11 protein-coding genes are annotated in these 9,974 nt (G+C 63.5%); 6 read left to right on the top strand and 5 right to left on the bottom strand.

Annotated features, from left to right (window positions below; genetic code table 11):
* Nucleotides 1-258: 258 nt before the first annotated feature.
* The 5 genes from urtE to urtA all read right to left on the bottom strand — a co-directional run bounded on the left by urtE (nucleotide 259) and on the right by urtA (nucleotide 5,156).
* On the bottom strand, nucleotides 259-975 hold the full coding sequence (gene urtE, locus BLS13_RS16195; RefSeq protein ID WP_093453665.1) for an urea ABC transporter ATP-binding subunit UrtE: 717 nt from the start codon (nucleotides 973-975) through the stop codon (nucleotides 259-261).
* On the bottom strand, nucleotides 972-1,718 hold the full coding sequence (gene urtD, locus BLS13_RS16190) for an urea ABC transporter ATP-binding protein UrtD (protein ID WP_093453664.1): 747 nt from the start codon (nucleotides 1,716-1,718) through the stop codon (nucleotides 972-974). The genes urtE and urtD overlap by 4 nt, the downstream gene beginning before the upstream one ends.
* On the bottom strand, nucleotides 1,715-2,797 hold the full coding sequence (gene urtC / locus BLS13_RS16185; protein ID WP_371128218.1) for an urea ABC transporter permease subunit UrtC: 1,083 nt from the start codon (nucleotides 2,795-2,797) through the stop codon (nucleotides 1,715-1,717). The genes urtD and urtC overlap by 4 nt, the downstream gene beginning before the upstream one ends.
* A gap of 4 nt (nucleotides 2,798-2,801) precedes the next feature.
* Nucleotides 2,802-3,695, bottom strand: a complete 894-nt coding sequence (urtB, locus tag BLS13_RS16180) for an urea ABC transporter permease subunit UrtB (protein WP_093453662.1) — start codon at nucleotides 3,693-3,695, stop codon at nucleotides 2,802-2,804.
* 228 nt (nucleotides 3,696-3,923) lie between these two features.
* Nucleotides 3,924-5,156 (bottom strand): urea ABC transporter substrate-binding protein, encoded by a 1,233-nt coding sequence (gene urtA / locus BLS13_RS16175; RefSeq protein WP_093453684.1) that lies wholly within the window; start codon nucleotides 5,154-5,156, stop codon nucleotides 3,924-3,926.
* Nucleotides 5,157-5,322: 166 nt separating this feature from the next.
* On the opposite strand from urtA, the gene BLS13_RS16170 reads away from it, so the two are divergent.
* From BLS13_RS16170 to BLS13_RS16145, 6 genes are all read left to right on the top strand, one after another.
* Nucleotides 5,323-6,297: an urease accessory protein UreD gene (locus BLS13_RS16170; protein ID WP_256325930.1), complete on the top strand. Its 975-nt coding sequence runs from the start codon at nucleotides 5,323-5,325 to the stop codon at nucleotides 6,295-6,297.
* Nucleotide 6,298: 1 nt separating this feature from the next.
* Complete coding sequence (locus BLS13_RS16165) at nucleotides 6,299-6,601, top strand: urease subunit gamma (protein WP_093453661.1); 303 nt, start codon at nucleotides 6,299-6,301, stop codon at nucleotides 6,599-6,601.
* On the top strand, nucleotides 6,598-6,906 hold the full coding sequence (locus tag BLS13_RS16160) for an urease subunit beta (protein ID WP_093453659.1): 309 nt from the start codon (nucleotides 6,598-6,600) through the stop codon (nucleotides 6,904-6,906). Before BLS13_RS16165 ends, BLS13_RS16160 begins: the two co-directional genes overlap by 4 nt.
* 163 nt (nucleotides 6,907-7,069) lie before the next feature.
* Nucleotides 7,070-8,779 carry an urease subunit alpha gene (gene ureC / locus BLS13_RS16155; protein WP_093453658.1) on the top strand — a complete coding sequence of 570 codons (1,710 nt, stop codon included), beginning with the start codon at nucleotides 7,070-7,072 and terminating at the stop codon, nucleotides 8,777-8,779.
* A gap of 8 nt (nucleotides 8,780-8,787) precedes the next feature.
* Entirely contained in the window at nucleotides 8,788-9,273 is a 486-nt protein-coding gene (locus BLS13_RS16150; protein WP_176943633.1) for an urease accessory protein UreE, read from the top strand.
* Entirely contained in the window at nucleotides 9,266-9,958 is a 693-nt protein-coding gene (locus tag BLS13_RS16145; RefSeq protein ID WP_093453655.1) for an urease accessory protein UreF, read from the top strand. The genes BLS13_RS16150 and BLS13_RS16145 overlap by 8 nt, the downstream gene beginning before the upstream one ends.
* The last annotated feature ends 16 nt before the right edge of the window (nucleotides 9,959-9,974 follow it).

Raw genomic sequence — 9,974 nt, 5'->3', positions numbered from 1 at the left:
GATCCTCAACAGCGGCGCCAGCAAACGCGATCAGGTCGTGTTCGGCGTGGGCATGGGTTTCGGCTTCTAGGAGGAGGGGATCGCCGGGGCGGTCCCGAGGGGCCGCCCCCGGTTTCTCAACAGGCGCACCATAACCCTGTTCATAATGTCGACGAAGGCCGGTATCCAGCCCCATCGTAGGAGCTGGATACCGGCCTTCGTCGACATTATGGCTGAACCAAAGCGGCTCGCTTATTTGTCAATCGCAATGGCGGTGCCTCACACGTGCACCAGATGCGCGACATCTGCGGCGCTGTCCTCCGCGGTCTTGCCGTCCTTCACGATCCGCCCGCGTTGCATCACGAAATAGCGATCGGCGAAGCTCCAGGCGAAATCGAGATTCTGCTCGACGATCAGGATCGCGACGTTCAGCTCGGTCCGTACGCGGAGCAATGCATCCTCGATCTGCTGGACGATGTTCGGCTGAATGCCTTCGGTCGGTTCATCGAGCAGCAGCAGCGACGGCTGGCCTGCCAGGGCCCGCCCGATCGCCAGCTGCTGCTGCTCGCCCCCTGACAACACGCCCGCTTTGCGGTTGGCGATCTGGGTCAGTTTGGGGAAGAGATCGAACACCATGTCGGGAACCTTCTTCGGCCCCTTGAAGCCTTTGCGCGACAGCGCCGACAGCCCGACTTCGAGATTTTCGGTGACAGTGAGATGCGGGAAGACGTGGCGGCCCTGCGGCACGAAGCCGATGCCGGCGCGCGATCGCTGATGCGCGCTCATCGCGGTCACATCGTCGCCGTTGATATAGACATAGCCGCCACTGACGGGAAGCTGGCCCATGATCGTCTTCATCAGCGTGGTCTTGCCGACGCCGTTGCGGCCCAGCACGGTCGCGGCTTCACCGGCCTTCATGTCGAGCGCGACGTCCCACAGGACCTGGCCCTTGCCATAGGCCGCGCTGACACTGCGCAGGTTGATGAGGTCGGTCATTTAGCCCTCCCGAGATAGATGGCGGCGACTTCCTCATCCTGACGGATCGCCTCGAGCGTGCCTTCGCGGAGAAGCGCGCCCTGATGGAGGACGACGACATGACCGTTGAGCTGCGATACGAAATCGATATCATGATCGATCACGAGCACGGCATGCTTCCCGACCAGCGTCTTGATGATGTCGGCCGTCTGGGTGCTTTCGATCGCGCCCATGCCGGCGGTCGGCTCGTCGAGCAGCAGCAGTTCGGCGTCGGTCGCGACGACCATGCCGATTTCGAGCCACTGTTTCTCGCCATGCGAAAGGTTGCCGGCCAGCGCATCGCGCCGTTCGGTAAGGCCGACCTTCGCCAGCACCTCCTCGGCCTTTGCGTGTGCTTCGGCTTCGCCGGCTTTCGTGAAGCTCTTCCACCAGCGCCGGTCCTGCATCGCCGCGATCGCGAGGTTGTCGATCACCGACAGGCCGACCAGCACGCCCGGCGTCTGAAACTTGCGGCAGATGCCCTTGCCGACGATCCTGTGTTCGGCCTCGCGCTGAATCGGCTCGCCGTGGAACAGGACACGGCCAGCGGTGGGGCGGACCCGGCCGATGATCGTATCGCACATCGTGGATTTTCCGGCGCCGTTGGGACCGATCACCACCGTCATGCTCCCCGCCGCGATCGTCAGGCTGAGATCGTTGATCGCCTTGAAGCCGTCGAAATCGACCGTGATATGCTCCAGCTGGAGCATCGGTGCATCGCTCATGACGCAGCCTTTCCTTCGCGCCAGCGCGCGAACATGTCACCCAATTTGCTCGGCCTGAAACGGCTCTCGCCCTCGAATTCACCGGCAATGCCCTTGGGCAGCACGGTGACCGCGATGATGAACAGGGCGCCCAGCGCGTAGAGCCACAGGGCCGGAAGGGCCGTCGAGATCTTGTCCTTGGCGAAGTTGACGAGCAGGGCACCGATGATGCCGCCGATCAGATAGGTACGCCCGCCGATCGCCACCCAGATCACCATCTCGATCGACGGCACGACCCCGACGAGCGCCGGCGAGACCACGCCGGCGTGCAAAGTGAACATTGCCCCCGATACGCCGGTCAGCATCGCCGCGATCGTAAAGGCGACGACCTTATAGGGTGCCGGATCATAGCCCAGAAAGCGCATCCGGTTCGATCCGTCGCGCGCGGCGCGCAACAGCTTGCCGAACCGCGAGGCGAGCAGCCAGCGCAGCCCGAAAAAGGCGCCGATCACGAAAGCGAGTGTCAGCCAATAGAGCGCGAGCTTCACCGGATCGTCGTTGATGTTGAAACCCAGCAGCATGTGATAATCGGTCAGGCCGTTGAAGCCCCCGGTCGTGCCCTGCTGGCTGATCAGCAGCGTGGCAAAGGCGAGCGCCAACGACTGGGTAATCAGCGCGAAATAGACACCACCAATCCGCCGGCGGAACATCAGCCAGGAGAAAGCTGCGGCGATGGCTGCCGGGACCAGCAACACGCCGAGGATCGACGCGATCGGGCTGCGGAAGACCGCCCACCACCAGGGGAGTTTGCTCACGCCGCTCCACATCATGAAGTCGGGCAGTTCATCGGCACCGAGGCCATTCATCTTCAGGTGCATCGCCAGCGCATAGCCGCCGAGCCCGAAGAACACCCCCTGTCCGAGACTGAGCACGCCGCCTTCTCCCCACAACAGCACGAGCCCCATGGCGGTGAGCGACAATGCAAGGAAGCGGCCGAGCAGGTTGAGATTATAGCCCGAGACCAGCCAGGGCGCTGCGATCGCAAGCAGGATGGCGACTATGCCGATGATGGTTTTGAGGGACGGCTTGGTCATGGTCATGCCCCTATTCGGCGTCGAGCGCGCGCGACCGGATCGCGATCACGCCCTGCGGCCGGAACTGGAGGAAAAGGACGACGAACAGCAGGGTGAGCACCTGCGCGAAACTGACGTCGACGAAGATTTGCGAGAGCGCCATGAACAGCCCGATCATCACCGCGGCGATCGTGGTGCCGATCATCGAACCAAGCCCGCCGAGCACCACCACGAGGAACGCGGTGACGATATAGCTTTGCCCGACATTGGGCGTGACCGGCCCGAGCATCGCGAGCACAACACCGCCGACGCCCGCAACACCGGCGCCTAATGCGAAGATGAAGCAATCGACCTGACGAACGTTGACGCCCATCGCCGACGCCGTCGCGCGATCCTGATTGACTGCGCGGACGAGCAGGCCGACCCGCGTCAACCGCAGGAACAAGGCGAGGCCGCCGAGCACCATTATGGCGACCAGCATGATGAACAGTCGCGCCATCGGGAGCTGGATCGTGCCCAGCGTGAACGCCCCGTCAAGCCAGGGTGGCGCGGTCACCGAAACGCCGGTCGCGCCGAACAGGTCGCGCGCGCCCTGTTGCAGGATCAGGCTGACGCCCCAGGTGGCGAGCAACGTATCGAGCGGCCGCGAGGTCAGCTTGCTGACGAGCGTCACTTCAAGGATGGCGCCGAGCAGGCCGGCGCCGATGAACGCGACCACCATCGCCGCGATGATGCCGAGCGGGCCGGGGACGAACAGGATCGTGAGATAGGCAAGGTAACTGCCCACCATCAATATCTCGCCATGCGCCATATTGATGACCCGCATCAGCCCGAAGCTGAGCGCCAGCCCCATCGCCGCCAGGATATAGATCGAGGCAACGCTGAAACCGTTGAAGACCTGTCCGATCAGGAACGTGAAATCCATGGGTTCGGCCTTGATTTGCTATGACCCTTCTCCCCGATCCGATCATTCCGGCCGAAGCCGGAATGAGGGTTCGAGGGGAACGAACGCGGTACGCTACTTTCCGACGCTCCTCCCACCCGTCATTCCCGCGAAAGCGGGAACCCATATGCTCTGAAGCTCGAACCTCCTGCGGTTCGAAGATTATGGGTCCCCGCCTTCGCGGGGATGACGAAGAGGGGCGGTCAACTTTTACGAAATCGTGCATGTCTTCCCGGGGAAGGCCAGCGCGTCATAAGGCTGCGGGTCGATCATGCCCTTCGAGGTCCACAGGATCTTGAACTGGCCCTTCGGATCGGCCTGGCCAATATAGCCGGTCTGGACGAGGCTGTTATTGGCCGCGAACTTGACGACGCCAAGCGGGGTCGGGATCGCGTCGAGCGTGACCGCCGCCGCACGGACCTTGGCCGGATCGAAGCTCTTGGCCTTCTCGACCGCAGCCTTCCAGATATAGACGTCGAGATAGCCGTGGACCATCGGATCGGTGGCAACGGCGTCGGCACCGAACTTCGCCTTGTAGGCAGCGACGAATTTGGTGTTCTCGGGATTGTCGACCGTCTGAAAATAATTCCAGCCGGCATAGCTGCCTTCGATCAGCGACGGGCCCATCGCCTGCGCTTCCTGCTCGCCGATCGAGAAGGACATGACCGGCAGGACGTCGGACTTCATGCCGGCCGCGGCCATCTGCTTGAAGAAAGCGACGTTGCTGTCGCCGTTCAGCGTCGAATAGATCACGTCAGGCTTGGCCGCCTTGATCTTGGCGATCACGCCGGAGAAATCGGTGCCGCCCATCGGCTGATATTCCTCGCCGCTCATCGTCAGCTTGTCTGCCTCGATATGCTTCTTGAGGATCAGGTTCGCGGTACGCGGGAACACATAATCGGAACCCACCAGGAAGAACTTCTTGAAGCCCTTTTCCTTGCCCCAGTCATAAGCGGGCAGGATCTGCTGGTTCGGTTGCGCACCCGAATACATGATGTTCGGCGAGCATTCATTGCCTTCGAACTGCACCGGATACCAGAGCAGGTTCTTCTTGTTCTCGAACACCGGCAGCATCGCCTTGCGGCTCGACGAGGTCCAGCCGCCGAACACGGTGACGACGCCGTCGCTGTCGATCAGCTTGCCCGCCTTCTGCGCGAAGGTCGCCGGATCGGATGCGCCATCTTCGGTCACCGCCTCGATCTTCTTGCCCATTACGCCGCCGGCGGCATTGATCTCGTCGATCGCCATCTGCGTGCTGTTCTTCACGGTGACTTCGGAGATCGCCATCGTGCCGCTGAGCGAATGAAGTACGCCCACCTTGACGCTATCGCCGGCCGGGGCCGCAGCATTGCCGTCCTCCGGCGCCTTCTTGCAGGCGCTGAGCATCGCGACGCCGCACAGCAGCGCGACCATGAACTGTTTCCTGTAAACCCGCTTCGTCATCATGCCCTCCGGTGAAGATCGTGGCGCCCTGTCCGGAGCGTGGCCCGGACACCCCTTGCGCTGTCCGGAAGGTGCTGCGCCGCACAAATCACAGCCATGCGTCATTTGACGTAGGGCTGTGTGTGGAGGCTGCGGCAGGCGAGGGCGGGCACGGTAAATACGTCAAATGCCCCATGCGGTTGTGGCCGAGACCGCATTGAACGTCGGTGGAAAATATGAGCTTATGGCGGAGTTGACGATTGGGACGGCAGTGAAACAGGCAGGCCATTTCGACTTTGCAGAGCGCAACAGCGGTTTCGCCGGATCGCGTGAAGCCTACGAAAACGAGGGATTGGCGGCCGTTCGCAGTCGCGGTGAAATCCGGCTGGGATTCCGAATGTCGGAAGGTCGAACAGCCGTCTCTACAGGCTATCAGAGCGGTTGCCTGCGATTCCGGATACCGCGCACGGCCAAGCTCGATGCGCCGGTCGCGGTACTCCTGAACACCAGCGGTGGTCTGGCCGGGGGCGACCGGCTCGTGCAGCAGGTTTCTTGGGATAGCGACACGCGGGCGAGCGTGACGAGCCAGGCCGCCGAGAAGGTCTATCGCGCATTGCATGAAAGCGCCGTGATCGACACCCGCCTGACACTCGACGCCGACGCCGATGCCGAATGGATGCCGCAGGAGACGATCCTGTTCGATCGCGCGCGTCTGCGGCGCGACATGCAGGTCAGGCTGGCCGATACATCCTCCTTCCTCGGGATCGAGGCGGTGGTGCTCGGCCGGACGGCGATGGACGAGACGATGCGAACGGGATCGCTGGTCGATCGCTGGCGGATCTGGCGCGGCGGCAAGCTGATCTACGCCGATGCGCTGCGGATCGAGGGGGCGATCGACGACCAAATGCAGCGGAGCGCGGTCGGGGCCGGTGCACGGGCGATGGCGGTGATCATCCATGTGTCGTCGCGGGCGGCTTCACTGCTCAATGATGTTCGCGAAGCCTTGGTGGGCGCGATCGGTCTGGCGGCGGCGAGCTGCTGGAACGGCATGCTCGTCACGCGTTTCCTGGCGCGCAACGGGGCGATTCTTCGGCACGACATGCTGCGCGCGCTCTCCGTGTTGCGCGGCGGGCGGGCGATGCCCCGCGCGTGGAGTTGCTGAGATGAATCTCACCCCGCGCGAGAAAGACAAGTTGCTGATCGCGATGGCGGCGATGGTCGCGCGCCGGCGGCTCGAACGCGGTACCAGGCTCAACCATCCCGAAGTGATCGCATTGATCTCCGATTATGTGGTCGAGGGCGCGCGCGACGGCCGCAGCGTCGCCGATCTGATGGAGGCGGGCGCCCATGTCGTGGGCCGCGATCAGGTGATGGAGGGCATAGCCGAGATGATCCACGACGTGCAGGTGGAGGCGACCTTCCCCGACGGGACCAAGCTCGTCACCGTCCACCATCCGATCCGATGATACCGGGGGAGATCCTCTGCGCCGACGGCGAGCATGTCCTCAACGCGGGCCTGCCGGTGACGACGATCACCGTATCGAACCGCGGCGACCGGCCGATCCAGGTGGGGAGCCATTATCATTTTGCCGAAACCAACGATGCATTGCTGTTCGATCGCGATGCGGCGCGGGGCCAGAGGCTCGATATTCCCGCGGGGACGGCGGTGCGGTTCGAGCCGGGGCAGACGCGCGATGTCGATCTGGTGCCGTTTCGGGGCGGGCGAACAGTGATCGGCTTTCAGGGCAAGGTGATGGGGGCGTTGAAGTGATGGGTAGCTTCTGCTCCCCTCCCTGCAAGGGAGGGGCTGGGGGTGGGTGGCGAGCGCAAGCGAGCCTCCGACCTTCCGCCAGTAGCGACAATCCGGGCGTCGAGCCCGAATTGCCGCTCACCCACCCCTTAACCCCTCCCTTGCAGGGAGGGGAGTAGCAAATATGCCCTACCGCATCCCCCGCGCGGCCTATGCCGACATGTTCGGCCCCACCACCGGCGACCGCATCCGCCTGGGCGACACCGCGCTTATCATCGAGGTCGAGCGCGATTGCACGATCCTGGGCGAGGAAGTGAAGTTTGGTGGCGGCAAGGTGATCCGCGACGGGATGGGCCAGTCGCAGATCACCAATGCCGCGGGGGCGGCAGACACGGTGATCACCAACGCGCTGATCCTCGATCACAGCGGCATCTACAAAGCCGATATAGCACTGAAATCGGGCCGGATCGCGGCGATCGGCAAGGCCGGAAACCCGGATATCCAGCCCGGTGTCGACATCGTCATCGGCCCCGGCACCGAGATCATCGCCGGCGAAGGCAAGATCGTCACCGCGGGGGGCGTCGACGCGCATATCCACTTCATCTGCCCGCAGCAGGTGGAGGAGGCGATCGCTTCCGGTATCACGACGATGGTCGGCGGCGGCACGGGGCCCGCGACCGGAACCAACGCCACCACCTGCACCTCCGGACCCTGGCATATCGCGCGGATGCTGCAGGCGGCCGAAGGTCTGCCGGTCAATATCGCGCTCGCCGGCAAGGGCAATGCGAGCCGGCCCGAAGCGCTGATCGAGCAAATCCGTGCCGGCGCCGCCGCGCTCAAGCTGCACGAGGATTGGGGCACGACGCCGGCCGCGATCGATTGCTGCCTGAGCGTCGCCGATCAATTCGACATCCAGGTGATGATCCACACCGATACGCTCAACGAGAGCGGCTTCGTCGAGGATACGATTGCAGCGTTCAAGGGCCGAACGATCCACGCCTTCCATACCGAGGGCGCGGGCGGCGGCCACGCACCAGACATCATCCGGCTCGCCGGCTTCGCCAACGTGATCCCGTCGTCGACCAATCCGACCCGGCCGTTCACGGTCAACACGATCGACGAGCATCTCGACATGCTGATGGTGTGCCATCATCTCGATCCGTCGATCCCCGAGGATCTCGCCTTCGCCGAAAGCCGCATCCGCAAGGAGACGATCGCCGCCGAGGATATTCTCCACGATCTCGGCGCGCTTTCGATCATTTCGTCGGACAGCCAGGCGATGGGCCGGGTCGGGGAGGTCGTCACCCGCACCTGGCAGACCGCACACAAGATGAAGGTTCAGCGCGGAAGCCTGTCCGGCGATCCCGAACACAACGACAATCTGCGAGTGCGCCGCTACGTCGCCAAATATACGATCAACCCGGCGATCGCGCAGGGCATGGGGCATGAGATCGGATCGGTTGAGGCCGGCAAGCTCGCCGATCTGGTGGTGTGGACGCCGGCCTTCTTCGGCGCCAAGCCCGATCTGGTGATCAAGGGCGGCATGATCGCTTATGCGATGATGGGCGATCCCAATGCGAGCATCCCGACGCCGCAGCCCGTCCATGCCCGCCCAATGTTCGGCATGTATGGCCGGGCGATCGGCGCGACCTGTATTACTTTCGTGTCTGCCGCCGCGATCGAGGGCAGGGTTGCCGAACGGCTCGGGCTCGAGCGGATGGTGTTGCCGGTGATCGGCACCAGGGGGATCGGCAAGGCGCAGATGAAGTTGAACGATGCGCTGCCGGATATCCAGGTCGATCCGGAAACCTATGAGGTGCGCGCCGACGGCGAACTGCTGACCTGCGAACCCGCCGCCGAGCTGCCGCTCGCGCAGCGTTACTTCCTCTATTGAGTGGTCCCATGCGCAAGATCGTCAGCATCATAACCGAGGGCGCGCCCGACACGAACGAGGTGCTGAGGCTCGACCATGATCTGCGTAACCGGCGGCGAATGGTGTTCACCACCGATCAAGGCAGTATCCTGCTCGACATGCCGCGCCCCGTGCACCTGCGTGATGGCGATGTGCTCGCGCTCGATGACGGCAATGCCGTCCGGATCGAAGCGGCCGCCGAGGCGCTGATCGAAATCCGCGCGCACGACCTGCCGGCGCTGGTCCGCATCGCCTGGCATCTCGGGAACCGCCATCTGCCGACGCAATTGCTCGGCGATCGGCTGCGAATCCGCCACGATCATGTAATCGCCGATATGGTGTCGGGGCTGGGCGGGCATTGCGAGGCGATCATGGCGCCGTTCGATCCGGAACGGGGCGCTTATGCCGAGGATCAGGCCTTGCCTGGTGCCGGCCATCACCACCATCATCACGAAGACGAGCATCATCATGGCTGAAACCGCGATCTACGATTTGCTCTCCTGGATGTCGCCATCCTATCCGATCGGCGCCTTTTCCCATTCGAGCGGGCTCGAATATGCCGTTGAGGCTGGGCATGTCGTCGATCGGGTATCGACCGAGAACTGGATTACCGACCAGATCGATAATGGCGCGATCCTGACCGATCTGCTGATTTTCGTTCACTGCCACCGCGCGACGATCGCCGGTGATCGGTATCGGCTGCTGGCCGTCGCGGAACTCGCGCTGGCCAGCCTTACCAGCCGCGAGCGGACATTGGAGGGAACCGCGCAGGGCGCCGCCTTTCGCCGGATCGCGCGCGCAACGGCGCCGGCGGCGACGCTCGCCATGCTCGATGCTCTTGATGACGGTGAACTCAGTTATGCAGTCGCGGTTGCCTGCCTGACGGCGGGCCATGATATCCCGCTCGAACTCGCTTTGACGGGGTATCTGCATGCGGTCGTCGCTAATCTCGTCTCGGCGGCACAGAGGCTGGTTCCGCTCGGCCAGACCGATGGGCAACTCGCGATGCGGAACCTTGCTTCCACGGTGTTCGCCGCCGTCGCGATCATGGCCGCGATGCCCGACAGCGACCCGTTCGAGCAGATGGGCAGCGCGACCCTTTATGCCGATCTCGCCTGCATGGCGCACGAAACCCAATATACGAGGCTGTTTCGGACATGATTCACGAGCGATATTT

This window comes from Sphingomonas sp. YR710 (assembly GCF_900101455.1).
Taxonomy (GTDB): domain Bacteria; phylum Pseudomonadota; class Alphaproteobacteria; order Sphingomonadales; family Sphingomonadaceae; genus Rhizorhabdus.
The sequence above is the reverse complement of the archived record's forward strand: the minus strand, read 5'-3'. Positions and strand labels throughout refer to the sequence as shown.

Bases quoted from the DNA above. Each gene is read 5' to 3' on its own strand.
- BLS13_RS16150 (WP_176943633.1), top strand. From the start codon at position 8,788: ATGCGCAAGATCGTCAGCATCATAACCGAGGGCGCGCCCGACACGAAC.
- BLS13_RS16170 (WP_256325930.1), top strand. From the start codon at position 5,323: ATGCCCCATGCGGTTGTGGCCGAGACCGCATTGAACGTCGGTGGAAAA.
- ureC (WP_093453658.1), top strand. From the start codon at position 7,070: ATGCCCTACCGCATCCCCCGCGCGGCCTATGCCGACATGTTCGGCCCC.
- BLS13_RS16160 (WP_093453659.1), top strand. From the start codon at position 6,598: ATGATACCGGGGGAGATCCTCTGCGCCGACGGCGAGCATGTCCTCAAC.
- BLS13_RS16145 (WP_093453655.1), top strand. From the start codon at position 9,266: ATGGCTGAAACCGCGATCTACGATTTGCTCTCCTGGATGTCGCCATCC.
- urtE (WP_093453665.1), bottom strand. From the start codon at position 975: ATGACCGACCTCATCAACCTGCGCAGTGTCAGCGCGGCCTATGGCAAG.
- BLS13_RS16165 (WP_093453661.1), top strand. From the start codon at position 6,299: ATGAATCTCACCCCGCGCGAGAAAGACAAGTTGCTGATCGCGATGGCG.
- urtD (WP_093453664.1), bottom strand. From the start codon at position 1,718: ATGAGCGATGCACCGATGCTCCAGCTGGAGCATATCACGGTCGATTTC.
- urtC (WP_371128218.1), bottom strand. From the start codon at position 2,797: ATGACCATGACCAAGCCGTCCCTCAAAACCATCATCGGCATAGTCGCC.
- urtB (WP_093453662.1), bottom strand. From the start codon at position 3,695: ATGGATTTCACGTTCCTGATCGGACAGGTCTTCAACGGTTTCAGCGTT.
- urtA (WP_093453684.1), bottom strand. From the start codon at position 5,156: ATGACGAAGCGGGTTTACAGGAAACAGTTCATGGTCGCGCTGCTGTGC.